Consider the following 18,493-nt stretch of genomic DNA (forward strand, 5'->3'; position numbering starts at 1 on the left):
GCTCATCCTCCCACCCGCTTGCCGAACCAGTGCGGTGTCACGTCCGCTTCCACCAGCGGATTGTCGGTGTCGACGTGGCCCTCGGGATCGAGGTGGATCAGCACCTCCACCCGCGGATAGGCGCGGCGCAGGTTCTTCTCCACCGCCTCGACGATGTCGTGCGCCTCGGCGACGCTGAGCGTGCGGTCCACCTCCATGTGGAACTGCGCGAAGTCGTGGCTGCCGGAGCGGCGCGTGCGGAAGTCATGGATGCCGCGCAGCCCCTCCTGGCGCGCTGCCACGTCCAGGAACGCCCGCCGCTCGGCCTCGGGCCATTCCTTGTCCATCAGCTGGTCGATCGCCTGGCTCGACGCGCGGAACGCACCCCAGGCGAGCCACAGCGCGATGGCGATGCCGAACACCGGGTCGGCGCCGGACCAGCCGACATAGTGGTCGAGCGCGATCGCCACGATCACCGCCAGGTTGAGCAGCAGGTCCGACTGATAGTGGACGCTGTCCGCGCGCACCGCGACCGATCCGGTCTTGCGGATGATGGAACGTTGATAGGCGAGCAGCGCAAAGGTGCCGACGATCGCCACCATCGACACGCCGATGCCGAACTCGGGGTCGGCGGTCTCGCCCGGCTCGGCAAAGGCGGCGATCGCGCGCCAGGCGATGCCAACGGCGGAAGCCGCGATCAGCGCCACCTGGAACAGCGCCGCCAGCGCCTCCGCCTTGCCATGGCCAAAGCGGTGGTCGTGGTCCGCCGGCGTCGCCGCCAGCCGCACGCCGTACAGCGTCACGAGGCTGGCGAGCAGGTCGAGCGCGGTGTCGGCAAGGCTGCCGAGCATCGCCACCGAGCCCGTGGTCCACGCCGCCACGCCCTTGAGCGACAGCAGCGACACCGCCATCGCGACCGACGCGATGGCGGCGCGCACCGCATAGGGGATGATCCGCCCGCGCTCGGCCTCGGTCATGGGAACAGCAGCCCCTCGGTCCAGCCGTCCGCCGTGCGGGTGAACAGCCGCCGCTCGTGCAGGCGATAGGCGCGGTCCTGCCAGAACTCGATCGTGTCGGGCACGACGCGATAGCCACCCCAGTGCGGCGGGCGCGGCACGTCGCCGCGCGCAAAGCGCGCCTGCACCTCGGCGAACCGCTCCTCGAACCGCTCGCGCGCCGCCAGCGGCCGCGACTGGAGCGACGCCCAGGCGCCGAGCTGCGAGTCGCGCGGCCGCGACGCGAAATACACGTCCGACTCGGCATCGCTCGCCTGCACCACGGCGCCTTCGATTCGTACCTGCCGGCGCAGCCCCTTCCAGTGGAACAGCAGCGCCGCCTGGGGATTGGCGGCGAGGTCGCTGCCCTTCCGGCTCTCGCGATTGGTGTAGAAGACGAAGCCCAGCTCCGGGCCATGGCCCTTCAGCAGCACCTCGCGCACCGACGGGCGCCCGCCCGCGTCCGCCGTGGCCAGCGCCATGGCATTGGGGTCGTTGGGCTCGCTCGCCGCGGCTTCGTCCAGCCAGGTGTCGAACAGCGCGAAAGGGTCGGTCGTCATGCGCGGCCCTATACGCCGCTTCGGCCCGTTTCGCACCCCTGGCCCTCGTGCCGATTCCGAGCGGAGCCGGGAACGACTCTTTCTCCTGGGAATTGAATCGGTTGCGCAACAAGGAAACGGCGATGGCGGCAAGGGCGTATTGGCAGGGGCAGATACGGCTCGCGCTGGTGTCGATCCCCGTGGAAATCTATCCGGCGACCAAGTCGGGCGCGGCGGTCTCCTTCCGCCAGATCCACGAGCCGACCGGAAAGCCGATCAAGTATGAAAAGAGCGTGGCCGGCGTCGGCCCGGTCGATCCCGACGAGATCGTCAAGGGCTATGAGGTCGAGAAGGGCAACTACATCCTGCTCGAACAGGATGAGATCGACGCCGTGAAGCTCGAGTCCAAGAAGACGCTTGAGCTCACCCAGTTCGTCGATGCCGACGAGATCGACGTGCTCTACTATGAAAAGCCCTATTTCGTGGTGCCGGCCGATGACCTCGCCGAAGAGGCGTTCATCGTCCTGCGCGAGGCGCTTCGCCGCAGCAGGAAGGTGGGCCTCGGCCAGCTCGCGCTGCGCGGCCGCGAATATGTGGTGAGCCTGAAGCCCTGCGGGCGCGGCATGATCCTGGAGACGCTGCGCTATGCCGACGAGGTGCGCCGCGCGCAGGGCTATTTCCGCGACATCCCCGACGAGAAGCCCGACGAGGACCTGCTCGACCTCGCCGAGACGCTGATCGCCAAGAAAACCGCCAAGTTCGATCCGCAGGAATTCCACGACCGCTATGTCGATGCGCTGAAAGACCTGATCGAGCGAAAGAAGAAGTCCAAGGGCAAGATCGTCGACACCACCGACGACGAGGACGCGCGTCCCACCGGCTCCAACGTCGTCGACCTGATGGCCGCGCTCAAGAAGTCGCTGGAGAAGCCAGGCGACACCAGCGGCAAGCCCGCACCCAAGAAGCGCACGACGAGCAAGGCGGCGAACGACGCGGCCGAAGACAAGCCCGCGCGCAAGCCGGCCGCGAAGAAGCCGGCCGCCAAGCCCGCCGCCAAGGCCCCGGCCCGCAAACGTGCTTGACGCTCGCCCCGCGCCCCACACCCGTATCCCGGCGCAGGCCGGGATCCAGAGCCCAGCAGTGCAACGGCCAGTGAGTCCCACCTGGACCCCGGCCTCCGCCGGGGTACGGGATAGGCGGATCGCCGAGGCACCAACCGGAGGTGATCTGCGTGGCTGAAAAAGACCCCCTCGCCCTCTACAACGCCAAGCGCGACTTCAGCCGCACCGCAGAGCCGGCCGGCACGCTGGAGCCCGGCCACGGCAACCGCTTCATCGTCCAGAAGCACGACGCGACCCGCCTTCACTGGGACTTCCGCCTCGAACTCGACGGCGTGCTCAAAAGCTGGGCGGTGACGCGCGGCCCCAGCCTCGATCCCGACCAGAAGCGACTGGCGGTGCGGACCGAAGACCATCCGCTCTCCTATGGCGACTTCGAAGGCACCATTCCCAAGGGCGAGTACGGCGGCGGCACGGTGATGCTGTGGGACGACGGCACCTGGGCGCCGATCAAAGGTAAGTCCGCCAAGGACCTGGAGAAGGGCCATCTCCACTTCGTCCTCGACGGCGAGCGGATGAAGGGCGAGTGGCTGCTGATCCGGCTGAAGCCGCGCGGCCGCGAGAAGAACGAGAACTGGCTGCTGCGCAAGATCGACGACGCGGAGGCCGGCGGCGCCGACACCCTGGTCGAAACCGCGCTCACCAGCGTGAAGACCGGCAGGACGATGGACGAGATCGCCGCTGGCAAGAAGGCCGCGACCAAGCCCAAGGCAAAGGCCAAGCCGGCCGCCAAGACGGCCACCAAGGCCGCCGCCAGGCCCGAGCCCCGCGCCCCCGCCAAGTCCCGCGCGAAGACCGCGCAAGCCGGCAAGCGTCCCGCCTTCACCGAACCGCAGCTGTGCACGCTGGTCGACGCTGTGCCCGCCGGCAACAGCTGGCTGCACGAAGTGAAGTACGACGGCTATCGCGCGCTGGTCGCGATCGGCAAGGGCGGCCCCACCATCTACACCCGCAGCGGCCTCGACTGGACGGCCAAGTTCCCCGGCATCGCCGAGGCCGCCGCCGCAATCCCCGCCGGCAGCGCCCTGATCGACGGCGAGATCGTCGCCTTCAAGGATGGCCGCCCCGACTTCTCGACGCTGCAGGAGGCGATCAGCAACGGCGGCGACATGGCCTTCTTCGCCTTCGACCTGCTCGAGGTGGACGGCGAGGACCTACGCGCCCTGCCCCAGGTGCAGCGCAAGGACCGGCTGCGCCCCCTCATCGAGAATGTCGACGCGCGGCTCCACTATTCCGAGCATGTCGTCGGCGCCGGCGAGAAGCTGTTCGAGGCGATGTGCCGGGAGGGCTATGAGGGCGTCGTCTCCAAGCGCGCCGACGCCCCCTATCGTGGCACCCGCTCCAAGGGCTGGCTCAAGACCAAGTGCATTCGCCGGCAGGAGTTCGTGATCGTCGGCTGGTCGCCCTCCACCGCCGCCAGCCGCGGCCTGCGCTCGCTGCTGCTGGCGGTGAACGGGCCCGACGGCCTGGTCTACGCCGGCAAGGTCGGCACCGGCTTCAACGCCGACACCATCGACGACCTGCGCGAGCGCCTCGACACCATCGCCACCAAGACGCCGCCGGTCTCCGTCCCCCGCGCGGCGGCGCGCGGCGCGCACTGGGTGAAGCCGAAGCTCGTCGCCGAAGTCGCCTTCGCCGAATTCACCGCCGAGCAGGTCATCCGCCACGCGAGCTTCGTCGCCCTGCGCGAGGACAAGCGCCCGGAGGAAGTGGTCGCCGAAACGCCCGAGGCCGCGCCGGCGCGCGGCAAGGCCGAGGTGCCGACTTCCTCGATCAAGATCACCAACCCGGACCGGGTGATCTTCCCCGAGGACGGCGCCACCAAGGGCGACCTCGCCACCTACATCGCCCAGGTCTCGCCAATCATGCTGCCCTGGGTCGCCAACCGCCCGATCAGCCTGGTCCGCTGCCCCCAGGGGCGCGCCAAGCAATGCTTCTTCCAGAAGCACGACGCCGGCAGCTTCGGCGACCATGTCGACCATGTCGACATTCGCGAAAAGGACGGCTCGACCCAGCCCTATCTCTATGTCCGCGACCTCGATGGGCTGATGGCCTGTGTGCAGATGGGCACGATCGAGTTCCACGGCTGGGGATCGCGCGCCGAGGATGTCGAGCGCCCCGACCGGCTGGTGTTTGACCTGGACCCCGATGAAGGCCTCGATTGGAAGGACGTCCAGCGCGCCGCCGAGGATCTGAAGCGCCACCTCGCCGACATGGGCCTCGCGAGCTTCCCGATGCTGTCGGGCGGCAAGGGCGTGCATGTCGTCGTCCCGCTCACCCCCCAGGCCGAATGGCCGGCGGTGAAGTCCTTTGCCGATCGCTTCGCCCGCGCCATGGCCGCCGCCGAGCCCGAGCGGTTCACCGCCACCATGTCGAAGGCCAAGCGCGTGGGCCGCATCTTCATCGACTGGCTGCGCAACCAGCGCGGCGCCACCGCCGTCATGCCGTACTCCGCGCGCGCCCGCCCCGGCGCCCATGTCGCAGCCCCGGTCAGCTGGGCCGAGTTCGGCGACATCGAAAGCCCCAAGCGCTTCTCGATCCACGATGCTGCCGAGCTGATCGAGCGCGCCAACGGCCGCGGCCTCGCCGGCTGGGGCATCGCCGACCAGCCCTTGCCCGATCTTTGACGGGGCACCCCGCCACCGCGAACGGTTGCGCTGCAGCACGGATTATGGTCGACACCCTCCAGCTGCAACCGGAGTGTTGAATTGGCGAGCCGCGCCCTAGCCAGCCTGTTCGACGCACGGACGATCGCCGGCCGCTGGGCCGCCGACTATTGCGCGCACGCGCCTGCGGGCGACGTGCTGTGCGACTCGGCGGACCGCGCCGCCTGGCTCGCGGCGCTGGAGGAGCTTGCCGCCACCACCGGCGACTCGCTCGACCACGCCCGTGAACGCGCGCAGCGCCAGGCCGACGATGTCGGCCTCGGCCACCGCATGCCCGGTGAGAGCGAGGAGCGTCGCTGGCCGCTGTCGCCCGTTCCGCTGCTGATCGACAGCGACGCGTGGCAGGGCATCGCCGCCGGCATCGCCGAACGCGCCGAGCTGGTCGAGGCGGTGACCGCCGATCTCTACGGCCCCGGGCGGCTGGTGTCGGAGGGGGCGATTCCCGCCGCGCTGGTCACCGGCAGCCCCTTGTTCCTGCGGCCGATGGTCGGGGTGACCCCGCCGGGTGGCCACCATCTCCATTTCTTTGCTGCCGACCTCTGCCGCGACGCGGACGGGCGCTGGCGCGTCCTCGCCGATCATCTGCGCGCGCCGGTGGGCGCCGGCTATGCACTGGAGAACCGGCTGGCGATCGCGCGCACGCTGGGGGGCCTGCAGGGCCGGCTCAACGTCCGCCGACACGCCCCCTTCTTTGCCGCCATGCGCGACGGCCTCGCCGCCACTTGCCGCCGCAGCGAACCGCGCATCGGCCTGCTCACCCCCGGCCGGCTTAACCCCAGCTATGCCGAGCAGGCGCATCTCGCGCGCTATCTGGGCTTCCTGCTGGTCGAAGGCGCCGACCTCGCCGTCCGCGACGACCGGCTCTACGTCCGCACCATCGCCGGGCTGAAGCGGATCGACGCGCTGTGCCGCCGGGTCGATCCCCGCCTGCTCGATCCGCTCGCCTTCGACGCCAGCTCGACGATCGGCGTGCCGGGTCTCGTCGACGCGATGGCAGCCGGCAACGTCGTCGTCGCCAACGCGCCGGGGGCGGGCATGCTCGAGGCACCCGCCTTTTCCGCCTTCCTGCCCGCGCTCGCACAGCGGCTGAACGGCGCCCCGCTCCAGCTTCCCAACATCGCCACCTGGTGGTGCGGCCAGCCGGCCGAGCGCGCGCACGTGCTCGCCAACCTCGATCAGATGGTGGTGGCACCCGCCTTCGGCCCCGCCCCGCTCGGCCTTCCGGGCGGGGGCCCGGTGCTCGGTGCCGATCTCGATGCCGACGCGCGCCGGCTCCTGGCCGAGGACATGGCGCGCCGGCCGCAGGACTATGTCGGCCAGGAAGCGGTCTGCCTCTCGACCATGCCCTTTGCCGAGGGGGAGCGGCTCGCCCCGCGGCCGTTCACCCTCCGCGTCTTCGCCGCGCGCGACGCGGACGGCCGGTGGGCGGTGCTTCCCGGCGGCTTCGCGCGCCTGGGCGGTGAGCCGGATACCCGCGCGACCGTGATGGGCGAGGGAAGCTGGTCCGCCGACGTCTGCGTCCACGGCGCCGATCCGGTGCTCCCCGTCTCGCTCCTGCCCGTCGCCGGCGCGGTCGAGCTGCGCCGCAATCCCGGCACCCTGCCCAGCCGGGTCGCCGACAATCTCTTCTGGCTCGGCCGCTACCTGGAACGCGGCGAGGCGCTGCTGGGCGCGACCCGCGTGCTGCTCGGCCATTCGATCAGCGCCGACACCGGCGCCGCACTCGCCGACGAGACCGTCGCGCGGCTGGTCGCGCTGATCGCCGACGCAGGTGCCGCCCCTGCGCCTGCCGGTCGCCGCCGCCGCGAGCTCGTCGAGTTCGCCCGCATCGCGATCGACGGCACCGAGGGCCAGTGGCACAACGTCCGCCAGATCAACCGGCTGGCCGCCGGCATCGGCGCCATCTCGCGCGATCGACTGTCGGCGGACATGATGCGCCTGCTCGACGCGCCCCACCCCAGCCGCGGGGGGCTGCTCGACCGTGCCGGCTCGCTCCAGCGCCGCTACGCCGCCTTGGCCGGACTCTCGGCCGAGCACATGGCGCGCACCGACGCCTGGCGCTTCCACGATCTCGGCCGGCGGCTGGAGCGGGCGCTCGCGATCACCCGCGCGCTTCGCACCTTTGCCGGCTGCGAGGCGACCTCGGACGACCTCTCCACGCTGCTGGACCTCGCCGACAGCCAGATCAGCTATCGCCAGCGCTATCTCACCAGCTTCGGGCGCCTGCCCGTGCTGGACCTGGTCGCGCTCGACCCCGGCAACCCGCGCGCCATCGCCTTCCAGGTGGGGGCGATCGCCGATCATCTCGCCCGGCTACCCGTGCTGTCCGACTCCGGCATCGCCGAACCGCAGCAGGCACTCGCGACCGCGGTGCAGGCGATGGTCACTACCGCCACCGCCGCCAGCCTCGACCCGGCCGCCATAGGCGCACTGGAGGCCAGGCTCATGGACCTCTCCGACGCGATCGCCGCGCGCTATTTCCTCCAGGGGGCCGAGCCGTTGCGCGGCTCCGGGCTGACGCTCGCATGATGCGCTACGCCATCCGGCATGTGACCCGCTTCGAATATGCCGATGCGGCGGGCTTCGCGCGGTGCAACCTCCGGCTCAAGCCGATCCTCTGGTCCGGCCAGACGCTCGACGACTATCACCTCTCCGTGGAGCCGGGCGGCGAGATCGCCCCCGCACGCGCGCAGGCAGGGCTCGCCAACGTCATGCGGCTGGTGGTCGAAAAGCCGGAGCGGGAGCTCACCATCGAAAGCCGCGCGCTGATGACGGTCGACCGGCCGCTGCCGATGCCCGCCGCCGACGACCCGACCCTGGCAGAGATCGCCGCCTGGGCGCGCGACAGCCGCGACGTCGGCCCGGCGAGCCCCGCCAGCTACCTCTTTCCTTCCCCCCATATCCCGCTCGATCGCAACATCGGCGCCTGGTGCGCGGAGGAGCTCGATCCGGACCGCGGCGCCCTGGAGGCGGCGATCGCGCTTGCCCAGCGCATCCAGCGCGAGTTCGCCTTCGACACCACCGCCACGCTGGTCGACACGCCCCCGCACGTCGCCTTTGCCCAGCGCGGCGGCGTCTGCCAGGATTTCGCGCAGATCATGATCTCGGGCCTCCGCGCCGCCGGGCTGCCGGCCGCCTATGCCTCGGGCTACCTGCGCACGCTTCCCCCGCCGGGCGCGCCGCGGCTGGTGGGGGCGGACGCGACCCACGCCTGGGTGCTGCTGTGGTGCGGCGACCGCCTCGGCTGGATCGGGGTCGATCCGACCAACGGCATCTGGATGGCGAACGACCATGTTATCGTGGCCGTCGGCCGCGACTATCCAGAGATCGCGCCCATCGACGGCGTGGTGCTGGGGTCGGGCGCCCAAACCATGTCCGTCTCGGTAGACGTCGCGCCGATCGAGGACTGAAGGCGCGCCTCAGCGCACCAGCGCGCTTCCCGTCAGCAGCGCGATCAGCGCCGGGTCCCGCGTGCTGCGCGGATCGGCACGGATCGCGGATTCCTCGCGCCCGATCGCCCGGAAGATCGCCTGCCCCGCCTGCTCCGCGCCGGTGCGTGCCAGCGCCATATAGTCGATGCCGGTGCGCGCACCCGCCACCGCAGTCAGGATCTCCAGAGCGTCTGATCGCAGGCCGGTCGAGAATTCGGGGAACATCGCCTCCACCAGCGCGCCGCCCACCTGCCGCTGCAGCAGGTCGGTCGCCGCCGTCGGGCCGCCGCGCAGGATCGCGATCGCGTCCGTGACGGTCATCGACCGGATCGAATCGAGCACCACCGGCGTCGCCCGCTCGGCCGCGTCCACCGCCACGTCGTTCAGCGCCATCGCCACCCGGCTGCGCACCGCATTGGTCCGCAGCAGCGCGCCCAGCACGTCGTTGCCGCCGGTGTCGGGCAGCGTCAGCCGCGTCAGCTGGTCGTCATAGAAGCCGCCGGGCTCCGTCAGCCGGGCAAAGGCGCGCTGGCTCGACAGCGTCAGCAGCCGCCGCACGCCCTCCTCCACGCCATAGCTTCCCAGCGTCGTGGCACAGCCCGGCAGGGCAAGCAGCGGCAGCAGCAGCGCGGACTGGACGAGCAGGCGGCGGCGGGCGGGGGAAGCGCAGGCGGTCATGGCCTGCGAAACGGGTGCGCCCCGGCTTCGTTCCGCTCCGGAAATGGATGCCGTGCCCCCATTGCCGCCGCGCCCTGCACCGCCTAGCTAACGGGCATGGCAGACCCTTACGCAACCCTGGGCGTAGCCCGCGACGCGAGCGAAGCGGACATCAAGAAGGCGTATCGTACGCTCGCGAAGGAGCTGCACCCCGACCGGAACAAGGACAATCCCAACGCCGCCGAGCGCTTCAGCCAGGTGACCCAGGCCTATGACCTGCTCACCGACAAGGACAAGCGCGCCCGGTTCGATCGCGGCGAGATCGACGGCGACGGCAATCCCACCGCGCCCTTCGGCTTCGGCGGCGGCGGCCCCCGGCCGGGCGGCGGCGGGCGCACCCAGTTCGACTTCGGCGGCGGCGGCGATGCCGGCGGCTTCGAGGATCTGTTCGAGGGGCTGTTCGGCGGCGGCCAGCGTGGTGGCGGCGGCTTCGGCGGCGGCAGCTTCGGCCGGCGCCAGGCGCCCAAGGGCGCCAACGTCCCCTATCGCCTCGCGGTCTCCTTCACCGATGCCGCGACGCTCAGCCCGCAGCGCATCATGCTGCGCGACGGCAAGACCATCGACCTGAAGCTTCCGGCCGGCCTCGAAAGCGGCACCCAGATGCGCCTCGCGGGCAAGGGCGATCCGGGCCCTGGCGGCGCCGGCGACGCGATCGTCACCATCGAGGTGCAGCCCGACCGCTTCTTCACCCGCGACGGCGACGACGTGCGGCTCGACCTGCCGATCAGCCTGGCAGAGGCGGTGCTGGGCGGCGAGGTGCGCGTGCCCACCGTCGAGGGCGCGGTGATGCTGAAGGTGCCCAAGGGCTCGACCTCGGGCAAGGTGCTGCGCCTCAAGGGCCGCGGCTTCCACAAGAAGGGCGGCGGTCGCGGCGACCAGCTGGTGACGCTGATGGTGGACCTGCCGGTCGGCGACGACGCGCTGGTCGAGTTCGTGCAGGGCTGGCCCGGCCGCGACCAGGATCCCCGGTCGAAGCTCGGCCTGTGAGTGATCCCCGCGCCGGCTCCGACCTTCCGGTCGGCGCGGTTTCCCCCGAAAGCCCGGAGGCACGGCGGCACCGCCGCGCGCCGCTCCTGTCGCGCATGGGGCTGAGCGAGCGGGTGATCGAGATCGTCCGCCGGGTCGCGGTCGGCACCTATACCGACGGCTTCACCCACGCCGGCAACCTCGCCTATCTCTCGCTCGTCACCCTGTTCCCCTTCTTCATCGTGGCGGCTGCGGTCGCGCGGCTGGTGGGGCGCACCGGCGATGGCGTTCACGCGGTCGAGGCGTTCCTGCGCACCGTCCCGCCCGAAGTTGCAAGCGTGCTCGAAAAGCCGATCCTGGACGTGCTCCAGGCGCGCTCGGGCTCGCTCCTGTGGCTGGGCGCGCTGGTCGGGCTGTGGACCACCACCGGCTTCATCGAGACGGTGCGCTCGATCCTGCGCCAGGCCTATGGCATCCCCTTCAGCCGGCCGTTCTGGGAATATCGCCTGGGCTCGATCGGCCTGATCGTCGGCTCGGTGATCCTGGCGATGGCGGCGTTCAGCTTTCAGGTGGCGCTCCTGGGCGTCGAGCAGTTCATCCTGCGCGTGATGCCCTTCCTGACCGACACGGCGCGCATCCTCTCGGTCGCGCGGCTCGCGCCGGCGGTCGCGCTGTTCGTCGCGCTCTACATGCTCTTCTACACCCTCACCCCCAGCAAGTATCGCTACAGCAAGTGCCCCAAATGGCCGGGTGCGGCGCTGACGGCCGGCTGGTGGCTGGGCACCACCGCGCTGCTGCCGCTGTCGCTCGACTTGCTCGGGGGCTATGATCTCACCTACGGGAGCCTGGCAGGCGTCATGATCGCGCTGATCTTCTTCTTCGTCGTGGGGTTGGGGGTGGTCGTCGGCGCAGAGTTGAACGCGGCGCTGGCGGAAACCCCCGAAGCGGGGCTAGAGGAGCCGGCCGAGTTGAAGGAGGATACAGCGGCGTGACGGGACTGATGCAGGGCAAGCGTGGGCTCATCATGGGGCTTGCCAACGATCGTTCGCTGGCATGGGGCATCGCCAAGGCGCTCCACGAGCAGGGCGCGGAAATGGCCTTCACCTACCAGGGTGAGGCGCTGGGCAAGCGCGTGAAGCCGCTCGCCGAGCAGCTGGGCTCCGACACGCTGATCGAATGCGACGTGTCGGACATGGGCGCCCTCGACCGCGCGTTCGACGAGCTGGCGCAGAAGTGGCCGACGATCGACTTCGTCGTCCATGCGATCGGCTTTGCCGACAAGAACGAGCTGCGCGGTCGCTATTACGACACCAGCCTCGAAAACTTCCTGATGACCATGAACATCTCGGTCTACAGCTTCACCGCCGTCGCCAAGCGCGCGCGGGAGATGATGCCGAATGGCGGCAGCCTGCTGACGCTGACCTATTATGGCTCGGAAAAGGTCGTCCCCCATTACAACGTGATGGGCGTGGCCAAGTCCGCGCTCGACACCTCGGTCAAGTATCTGGCCGTCGACCTCGGGCGCGACAACATCCGCGTCAACGCGATCTCGGCCGGCCCGATCAAGACGCTCGCCGCCTCGGGCATCGGCGACTTCCGCTACATCCTGAAGTGGAACGAGCTCAACTCGCCGCTCCGCCGCAATGTCACCATCGAGGATGTCGGCGGCGCCGGCCTGTACATGCTCTCCGACCTGGCGAGCGGCGTCACCGGCGAGATCCACCACGTCGACGGTGGCTACAACGTCATCGGCATGAAGGCCGAGGACGCACCCGACATCGCACTGTCGTGAGCATCACCATCCGCCCGGCCTCGGGCGGGGACGTGGCCGCCATCGACGCGCTGCTGCGCACCGCCTTTCCGGCACCCGACGAGGCGATGCTGGTCCAGCGGCTGTGCATCGACGGCGACATGGTGCTGACGCTGGTCGCGGACGACGAGGACGACGGCATGCTCGCGGGCATGGTGGCGTTCAGCCGCATGGCCGTGGACATCGCGGGCAAGCCCGTCGCCGCCGTCGCGCTGGCGCCGGTCGCGGTCGCCGCCTCCCACCGCCGCCAGGGCGTGGGCGAGGCGCTGGTGCGCGCCGGGCTCCAGCATCTCGCCGACGCGGGCGTGCACCTGTGCTTCGTGCTCGGTGATCCGGACTATTACGGCCGCTTCGGCTTTGCCGCCGATTGGGCAAAGGGCTTCGCCTCGCCCTACGCGGGCGACTATCTGATGGCGCTGCCGCTGCAGCAGGGCGCCATGCCCTGCGGCGTCCGCGGCGAAGCGACGCACGCCGGCGCCTTTGCGCTGCTGGGGGAGGCCGCATGAGCGTCAACAGCTTTGGCCGGGTGTTCCGCTTCACCACCTGGGGCGAGAGCCACGGCCCGGCGATCGGCGCGGTGGTCGACGGCTGCCCGCCGGGGATCGCCCTCACCGAAGCCGAGATCCAGCCGTTCCTCGACGCGCGCCGTCCCGGCACCTCACGTTTCACCACCCAGCGCCGCGAGCCCGACGAAGTCCGCATCCTCTCCGGCGTGTTCGAGGGCCGCACCACCGGCACGCCCATCTCGCTGATGATCGAGAACGTCGACCAGCGTTCCAAGGATTATTCGGAGGTCGCCCAGGCCTATCGCCCCGGCCACGCCGACTACGCGTACGACGCCAAATACGGCTTCCGCGACTATCGCGGCGGCGGGCGCTCGTCCGCGCGCGAAACCGCGTCGCGGGTGGCCGCCGGCGCCGTCGCCCGGCTGGTGATTCCGGAAGTGACGATCACCGCCTGGGTCGAGGCGATCGGCGGCGACGCGATCGACTACGCCCGCTTCGATGCTGCCGAGATCGGCCGCAATCCCTTCTTCTGCCCCGATCCCGAAGCCGCCGTCCGTTGGGAGGCGCTGGTCGACCGCGCGCGCAAGGCCGGCTCGTCGCTTGGCGCCGTGGTCGCCTGCGAGGCGACCGGCGTGCCCGCCGGCTGGGGCGCGCCGCTCTATGCCAAGCTCGACAGCGAGCTCGCCGCCGCAGCCATGTCGATCAATGCGGTGAAGGGCGTCGAGATCGGCGACGGCTTCGCGGCCGCGGCGCTTTCGGGCGAGGAGAATGCCGATCCGATGCGCCCGGGCGAGGACGGCCCCCGCTTCCTCGCCAACCACGCCGGCGGCATCGCGGGCGGGATCGCCACCGGCCAGCCGGTCCGCCTGCGCGTCGCCTTCAAGCCGACCAGCTCGATCCTGACGCCGATGGAGACCATCAACCGCGCCGGAGAGGCGACGACGCTCGCCACCCGCGGCCGGCACGACCCCTGCGTCGGCATTCGCGGCGTCCCCGTAGTCGAGGCGATGGTCGCGCTGGTCCTCGCCGATCAGAAACTGCTGCACCGCGCCCAATGCGGCGGAATCAACCTATGATAAAATAAGGATTTTTCGGCCGAGAATCTTGGCGAAAACATGGCACTTCTCGCAATCCACGGCGTTGAGCCCTCGGTTTTGGAGAAGGAAACCCCATCATGCGCAAGACAATCCTGATCGGTATGCTGGCGGTTTGTGGCTCAGCCGCCGCGATCGCACAGACGACCACGAGCCCGACGACGACGAACCCGACGGCCAATCCGACGACCACGCCGGGCACGGAAACGACCACCGACTTGCAGCGCGGGACGCAGACCACCAGCCCCGACACGTCGACGACGACGACCCCCAACCGGTCCGATCGTCCGTCGCGCCGGGGTTCGCGGACGAACCGCGGTTCCACCACGACCATGCCGGACCGTTCGAACACGCCCGGCTCGACCACCACGTCTCCGGACGGCCTCCCCGGCAGCTCGGGCGGCACCAGCGGTAGCTGGAGCAGCTCCGGCGGCAGCGGCACCACGGGCACCGGCACCACCGGCACCACCGTCACCGGAACGACTGGCACCACCGGCACGACCGGGACGATGGGCACCGGCAGCACCGGGAGCGGAACCACCGGCACCGGTGGCAGCTCGGGTGGCGGCACCGGCGGCAGCTCGGGCGGTCGCTGATCGCCCCTCCCGGCACCCGCCGGGACCCTTCGCACGTCCAGCCGGCGGCACGACGCCGCTGGCTGGCGCGCGCTTTCCCTGCCCGGGGCCGCGTCCGGAATAGCTCCGGCACGCCGTTGCATCTACAAGGCGCAGGCCCCCGCAACCGGAGACCTGCCGAATGTCGTTCGAGCCCCCCTACCAGCCCGATCCCGCCCGCTATGATGGGCGCATGCCCTATAGGCGGTGCGGTCGCAGCGGCCTGGACCTGCCGGCGATCAGCCTCGGCCTCTGGCAGAATTTCGGCGGCGCGGACGTGTTCGAGACCGGCCGCGCGATCCTGCGCCGCGCGTTCGACCGCGGCGTCACCCACTTCGATCTCGCGAACAACTATGGCCCGCCCTATGGCTCGGCCGAGGAGAATTTCGGGCGCGTGATGGCGCACGACTTCCGCGCCCATCGCGACGAGCTGCTGATCTCCACCAAGGCCGGCTGGGACATGTGGCCCGGGCCGTACGGCGGCATCGGCGGCAGCAAAAAGTATCTGATCGCCAGCTGCGACCAGAGCCTGAAGCGCATGGGCCTCGACTATGTCGACATCTTCTATTCGCACCGCGTCGATCCCGACACGCCGCTCGAGGAGACGATGGGCGCGCTCGCCCAGATCCACGCCCAGGGCAAGGCGCTCTACGTCGGCATCTCCTCCTATTCGCCCGAGCTGACCCGCCAGGCCGCGGCCATCCTCGCCGAGCACAAGGTGCCGCTCCTCATCCACCAGCCGAGCTATTCGATGCTCAACCGCTGGATCGAAGGGGGCCTGCTGGAGACGCTCGCCGACCTCGGCACCGGCTGCATCGCCTTTTCCCCGCTCGCGCAGGGCATGCTCACGAACAAATATCTCGGCGGCGTCCCCGCCGATGCCCGCGCCTCGCGCGGCGGCTCGCTATCGCAGGGGCTGCTGACGGAAGAGAATCTCGCGCGGGTACGGGCGCTGGGTGAGATCGCCCAGGCGCGCGGCCAGAGCCTCGCCCAGATGGCGATCGCCTGGGTGCTGCGCGATCCCCGCGTCACCTCCGCGCTGATCGGCGCGCGCACCGTCGCCCAGCTCGACGACAGCCTCGATGCGCTGAACCGCCTCGACTTTTCCGAGGACGAGCTCGCCCGCATCGACGCCCATGCGGCCGAAGGCGGGATCAACCTGTGGGAAGGCTCCTCCAGCCTTCGCGAGACGCCGCCGGCCGGCGGCCGCAGCGCCGCCTGACCGGACGGGGCGCTCCTAGCGGGCGCCCCAGTAGAGCCGCATCGGATTGTCGACCAGCAGCCGCCGCTGCAGGTCTTCGCTCGGGGCGATGCGCGGGATGATGTCCACCAGCGCGCCGTCGTCGGGCATGTGGCTGGTCATGTTGGGGTGCGGCCAGTCCGTGCCCCACAGCACCCGGTCCGGGAAGCGCTCCACCAGCGTGCGCGCGAACGGGACCACGTCGTCGTAGCTCGGCGGACCCGACTTCGACAGCCGCTCGGGGCAGCTGACCTTGCTCCAGACATTCTCGTGCTCGGCCATCAGCCGGACGAAGCGGCCGAACTCCGGCCCGTCGACCGGCTTGGTCACGTCCGGGCGGCCCATATGGTCGACCACCACCGTCGTCGGCAGCGACGTGAAGAAGTTCCAGCGCTCCTCCAGGTCGGCCGCCTCGAAATAGATGACGACGTGCCAGCCGAGCGGCGCGATACGGTCGATGATCGCGCGGTAATAGGCGTCGGGCTTGGGATCGACGAGCCGCCGCACGAAGTTGAAGCGCACGCCGCGGACGCCGGCCGCGTCCAGCGCCGCCAGTTCCGCGTCCGTCACCGTGTCGCGCACCGTCGCCACGCCGCGCGCGCGCCCGTCCGCCGCCTGAAGCGCATCGACCAGCGCGCGATTGTCGGCGCCGTGGCAGGTCGCCTGCACGATCACGTTGCGCGCGAAGCCCAGGTGATCGCGCAACGCGAACAGCTGCTCCTTGCTGGCGTCGCAGGGCGTGTACTTGCGCTCCGGCGCATAGGGAAACACGTCGCCCGGCCCGAACACATGGCAATGCGCGTCCACGGCGCCCGGCGGCGGGGTGAAGCGCGGCGTGCTCGGCGCCGGGTCCCAGCACAGCCAGTTCGGATCTATCTGAAAGTCGGCCATCAGAGCCCCCGTGCCTTCAGCTGCGCGTCCAACCGCGGATAGACGCGGCGGGCATTGCCCTCGAACACCTTGCGCTTGTCCGCGTCGGGAATCGCCAGCGCGTCGATATAGCGCTTGGTGTCGTCGAAATACTGGCCCGTCTGCGGGTCGATGCCGCGCACCGCGCCCACCATCTCCGACCCGAACAGGATGTTGTCCACGTCGATCACCTCGAACAGCAGGTCGATTCCCGGCTGGTGATAGACGCAGGTGTCGAAGAACACGTTCTTCATGACGTGCTCGGTAAGCGGCGGGCGCTTGAGCATGTCCGAAAGCCCGCGATACCGCCCCCAGTGATAGGGCACCGCGCCGCCGCCGTGCGGGATGATGAAGCGCAGGTCGGGGAAATCCCGGAACAGGTCGCCCTCGATGAACTGCATGAAGGCGATGGTGTCGGCGGCGATGTAGTATGCGCCGGTCGCGTGCATCGCCGGGTTGCAGCTGCCCGACACGTGGATCATCGCCGGCACGTCCAGCTCGACCATCTTCTCGAAGAACGGGTACCAGGCGCGGTCGGTGAGCGGCGGCGCGCTGAACTTGCCGCCCGACGGATCGGGATTGAGGTTGCAACCGACGAAGCCCAGCTCGGTCACGCACCGCTCCAGCTCGGCGATCGACTGGTCGATCGACAGCTCCGGCGTCTGCGGCAGCTGGCACACGCCGACGAACGTCTCGGGGTAGAGGTCGACCACCCGCTTGATGAGGTCGTTGGAGCGCTCGGCCCAGATGCGGTTGGTGGCGGCATCGCCGACGTGCGGCGCCATGGCGGAGGCGCGCGGCGAAAAGATCGTCATGTCGGCGCCGCGCTCGCGCAGCAGGCGCAGCTGGTTGGCCTCGATCGTCTCGCGGATCTCGTCGTCGCTGATCTGCGGATAGGCGGGATCGATGTCCCCGCCCGCCTTGAACGCGCCCTTCTGCTGCTCGCGCCACTCGGTGTGCTTGGCGGGTGCGGTCGTATAATGGCCGTGGCAGTCGATGATCATTGGTCGTGCTTTCCTGTGGCGGCGAGGACGGCATCGGCCTTGGCGGCCAGCCCCTCGGGAAGCGGAGAAAGGCCGAGGCTGCCCAGCCGCTGCTGCCAGTCGGCGGTCGCGGCCGCCATGGCACCCGACGGGCCGAGCGCGGCGGCGGTGGCGGCGGATTCGCGCATCTCGGCGGCGCGGCGCAGCCCGTGGACGAGCATGCGGTCGAGGTTGTAGTCCCCCCGCGTCCGCCAGTCCCAGCCGGGGAAGCTCGCGTCGAGCGAGGCGAGCACTTCCTCCTCGATCCCGGCAGCGCGCGCGGACAGCAGGCATTCGGCGGTCAGCGCCTCCAGCCCCTTGATGACGATCGAGCGCAGCATCTTGATCGCGCTTGCGGCCCCGACGTCGCCGGGAACCACGCGCGCCCGGAAGCCGATCCGCTCCAGCAGCGCCCGGCCCGCCTCGGCATGGGGTCCCGCCACCAGCAGCGGTACCGACAGCAGCGCCGGGCGCACCGGCGCCATCACCGCCACGTCGACATAGCGGCCGCCGGCCGCCTCGATCGCGGCTGCCGCGGCGCGCTTGGTCTCGGGCGCGACGCTGTTCATGTCGAAGAACAGGCTTCCGGCCATGAGCCCCGCCGCCGCATCGCTCGCCGCCGCAAGCGCCTGGTCCGCAGTGACCAGGCTCAGCACCGCCCCGGCGCCACGGAGCGCGTCGGCGGCGCGGTCGCAGCCGGTGACCTGCCAGCGCGCATAGTCGGCGCGCTTGGCGACGGCGGCCCCGCCTTCGGTCTTGATGTCAAAGGCGCGGATCGCGCCCGGCGGCTGCGCGCCCCAGCCTTCGCAAAAGGCCTGCGCGGCTTCGCCGAAGCCGATGAACGCCAGGGATACTGCTCGGTCCATGGTCCCGAGCTAGTGCGCCGG

General features: G+C 70.4%; 17 protein-coding genes. 11 read left to right on the forward strand and 6 right to left on the reverse strand.

Annotated elements, in window-relative coordinates; all coding sequences use genetic code 11:
• Window positions 1-2: 2 nt before the first annotated feature.
• Together ABDZ92_RS04250 and pdxH are read right to left on the reverse strand one after the other, a co-directional pair.
• The gene (locus ABDZ92_RS04250; protein ID WP_125961315.1) at window positions 3-956 is read right to left on the reverse strand and encodes a cation diffusion facilitator family transporter; all 954 of its coding nucleotides are present in this window, start codon (window positions 954-956) and stop codon (window positions 3-5) included.
• Entirely contained in the window at window positions 953-1,534 is a 582-nt protein-coding gene (gene pdxH / locus ABDZ92_RS04255; protein ID WP_125961316.1) for a pyridoxamine 5'-phosphate oxidase, read from the reverse strand. The genes ABDZ92_RS04250 and pdxH overlap by 4 nt, the downstream gene beginning before the upstream one ends.
• A 122-nt stretch (window positions 1,535-1,656) precedes the next feature.
• Here pdxH and ku point away from each other — a divergent pair, with 122 nt between their 5' ends.
• The 4 genes from ku to ABDZ92_RS04275 all read left to right on the forward strand — a co-directional run bounded on the left by ku (window position 1,657) and on the right by ABDZ92_RS04275 (window position 8,707).
• On the forward strand, window positions 1,657-2,595 hold the full coding sequence (gene ku / locus ABDZ92_RS04260) for a non-homologous end joining protein Ku (RefSeq protein ID WP_343761676.1): 939 nt from the start codon (window positions 1,657-1,659) through the stop codon (window positions 2,593-2,595).
• Between the two features lie 149 nt (window positions 2,596-2,744).
• Entirely contained in the window at window positions 2,745-5,258 is a 2,514-nt protein-coding gene (ligD, locus tag ABDZ92_RS04265; protein ID WP_125961318.1) for a DNA ligase D, read from the forward strand.
• An 81-nt stretch (window positions 5,259-5,339) separates the two neighbouring features.
• Window positions 5,340-7,826 (forward strand): circularly permuted type 2 ATP-grasp protein, encoded by a 2,487-nt coding sequence (locus ABDZ92_RS04270; RefSeq protein ID WP_125961319.1) that lies wholly within the window; start codon window positions 5,340-5,342, stop codon window positions 7,824-7,826.
• Window positions 7,826-8,707, forward strand: coding sequence for a transglutaminase family protein (locus tag ABDZ92_RS04275; protein ID WP_125961351.1), 882 nt, complete (start codon window positions 7,826-7,828; stop codon window positions 8,705-8,707). Before ABDZ92_RS04270 ends, ABDZ92_RS04275 begins: the two co-directional genes overlap by 1 nt.
• Window positions 8,708-8,716: 9 nt before the next feature.
• On the opposite strand, the gene ABDZ92_RS04280 is transcribed toward ABDZ92_RS04275, so the two are convergent.
• On the reverse strand, window positions 8,717-9,406 hold the full coding sequence (locus tag ABDZ92_RS04280) for a DUF4197 domain-containing protein (RefSeq protein ID WP_125961320.1): 690 nt from the start codon (window positions 9,404-9,406) through the stop codon (window positions 8,717-8,719).
• Window positions 9,407-9,502: 96 nt separating this feature from the next.
• Here ABDZ92_RS04280 and ABDZ92_RS04285 point away from each other — a divergent pair, with 96 nt between their 5' ends.
• The 7 genes from ABDZ92_RS04285 to mgrA all read left to right on the forward strand — a co-directional run bounded on the left by ABDZ92_RS04285 (window position 9,503) and on the right by mgrA (window position 15,657).
• Entirely contained in the window at window positions 9,503-10,432 is a 930-nt protein-coding gene (locus tag ABDZ92_RS04285; RefSeq protein WP_125961321.1) for a DnaJ C-terminal domain-containing protein, read from the forward strand.
• 95 nt (window positions 10,433-10,527) lie between these two features.
• Window positions 10,528-11,403, forward strand: a complete 876-nt coding sequence (locus ABDZ92_RS04290) for a YihY/virulence factor BrkB family protein (RefSeq protein WP_125961352.1) — start codon at window positions 10,528-10,530, stop codon at window positions 11,401-11,403.
• A complete protein-coding gene (gene fabI, locus ABDZ92_RS04295) occupies window positions 11,400-12,203 on the forward strand; it encodes an enoyl-ACP reductase FabI (protein WP_125961322.1) in 804 nt (267 codons plus the stop codon). The genes ABDZ92_RS04290 and fabI overlap by 4 nt, the downstream gene beginning before the upstream one ends.
• Complete coding sequence (locus ABDZ92_RS04300) at window positions 12,200-12,727, forward strand: GNAT family N-acetyltransferase (RefSeq protein ID WP_125961323.1); 528 nt, start codon at window positions 12,200-12,202, stop codon at window positions 12,725-12,727. The genes fabI and ABDZ92_RS04300 overlap by 4 nt, the downstream gene beginning before the upstream one ends.
• Window positions 12,724-13,803: a chorismate synthase gene (aroC, locus tag ABDZ92_RS04305; RefSeq protein ID WP_125961324.1), complete on the forward strand. Its 1,080-nt coding sequence runs from the start codon at window positions 12,724-12,726 to the stop codon at window positions 13,801-13,803. The genes ABDZ92_RS04300 and aroC overlap by 4 nt, the downstream gene beginning before the upstream one ends.
• A gap of 98 nt (window positions 13,804-13,901) precedes the next feature.
• Complete coding sequence (locus ABDZ92_RS04310; RefSeq protein WP_343761681.1) at window positions 13,902-14,417, forward strand: hypothetical protein; 516 nt, start codon at window positions 13,902-13,904, stop codon at window positions 14,415-14,417.
• Between the two features lie 160 nt (window positions 14,418-14,577).
• Window positions 14,578-15,657: an L-glyceraldehyde 3-phosphate reductase gene (gene mgrA / locus ABDZ92_RS04315; RefSeq protein WP_125961325.1), complete on the forward strand. Its 1,080-nt coding sequence runs from the start codon at window positions 14,578-14,580 to the stop codon at window positions 15,655-15,657.
• A gap of 15 nt (window positions 15,658-15,672) precedes the next feature.
• Here mgrA and ABDZ92_RS04320 read toward each other — a convergent pair whose 3' ends face one another.
• From ABDZ92_RS04320 to ABDZ92_RS04330, 3 genes are read right to left on the reverse strand one after another with little or no spacing between them, the layout of a single operon-like run.
• Window positions 15,673-16,566, reverse strand: coding sequence for an amidohydrolase family protein (locus ABDZ92_RS04320; protein WP_125961326.1), 894 nt, complete (start codon window positions 16,564-16,566; stop codon window positions 15,673-15,675).
• Window positions 16,566-17,588, reverse strand: a complete 1,023-nt coding sequence (locus ABDZ92_RS04325) for an amidohydrolase family protein (protein ID WP_125961327.1) — start codon at window positions 17,586-17,588, stop codon at window positions 16,566-16,568. Before ABDZ92_RS04325 ends, ABDZ92_RS04320 begins: the two co-directional genes overlap by 1 nt.
• Window positions 17,585-18,472 carry an NAD(P)-dependent oxidoreductase gene (locus ABDZ92_RS04330; protein ID WP_125961328.1) on the reverse strand — a complete coding sequence of 296 codons (888 nt, stop codon included), beginning with the start codon at window positions 18,470-18,472 and terminating at the stop codon, window positions 17,585-17,587. Before ABDZ92_RS04330 ends, ABDZ92_RS04325 begins: the two co-directional genes overlap by 4 nt.
• Between the last annotated feature and the right edge of the window lie 21 nt (window positions 18,473-18,493).

Origin of the sequence: Sphingomonas molluscorum, from assembly GCF_039522995.1 — a bacterium.
Classification (GTDB): domain Bacteria; phylum Pseudomonadota; class Alphaproteobacteria; order Sphingomonadales; family Sphingomonadaceae; genus Sphingomonas; species Sphingomonas molluscorum.

Excerpts from the sequence above, each read along its gene's own strand:
- aroC (WP_125961324.1), top strand. The coding sequence starts at position 12,724 with ATGAGCGTCAACAGCTTTGGCCGGGTGTTCCGCTTCACCACCTGGGGC.
- ABDZ92_RS04285 (WP_125961321.1), top strand. The coding sequence starts at position 9,503 with ATGGCAGACCCTTACGCAACCCTGGGCGTAGCCCGCGACGCGAGCGAA.
- ABDZ92_RS04250 (WP_125961315.1), bottom strand. The coding sequence starts at position 956 with ATGACCGAGGCCGAGCGCGGGCGGATCATCCCCTATGCGGTGCGCGCC.
- ABDZ92_RS04320 (WP_125961326.1), bottom strand. The coding sequence starts at position 16,566 with ATGGCCGACTTTCAGATAGATCCGAACTGGCTGTGCTGGGACCCGGCG.
- ABDZ92_RS04330 (WP_125961328.1), bottom strand. The coding sequence starts at position 18,472 with ATGGACCGAGCAGTATCCCTGGCGTTCATCGGCTTCGGCGAAGCCGCG.
- ABDZ92_RS04290 (WP_125961352.1), top strand. The coding sequence starts at position 10,528 with ATGGGGCTGAGCGAGCGGGTGATCGAGATCGTCCGCCGGGTCGCGGTC.
- ABDZ92_RS04310 (WP_343761681.1), top strand. The coding sequence starts at position 13,902 with ATGCGCAAGACAATCCTGATCGGTATGCTGGCGGTTTGTGGCTCAGCC.
- ABDZ92_RS04275 (WP_125961351.1), top strand. The coding sequence starts at position 7,826 with ATGCGCTACGCCATCCGGCATGTGACCCGCTTCGAATATGCCGATGCG.
- ABDZ92_RS04325 (WP_125961327.1), bottom strand. The coding sequence starts at position 17,588 with ATGATCATCGACTGCCACGGCCATTATACGACCGCACCCGCCAAGCAC.
- mgrA (WP_125961325.1), top strand. The coding sequence starts at position 14,578 with ATGTCGTTCGAGCCCCCCTACCAGCCCGATCCCGCCCGCTATGATGGG.
- ku (WP_343761676.1), top strand. The coding sequence starts at position 1,657 with ATGGCGGCAAGGGCGTATTGGCAGGGGCAGATACGGCTCGCGCTGGTG.
- ABDZ92_RS04280 (WP_125961320.1), bottom strand. The coding sequence starts at position 9,406 with ATGACCGCCTGCGCTTCCCCCGCCCGCCGCCGCCTGCTCGTCCAGTCC.
- pdxH (WP_125961316.1), bottom strand. The coding sequence starts at position 1,534 with ATGACGACCGACCCTTTCGCGCTGTTCGACACCTGGCTGGACGAAGCC.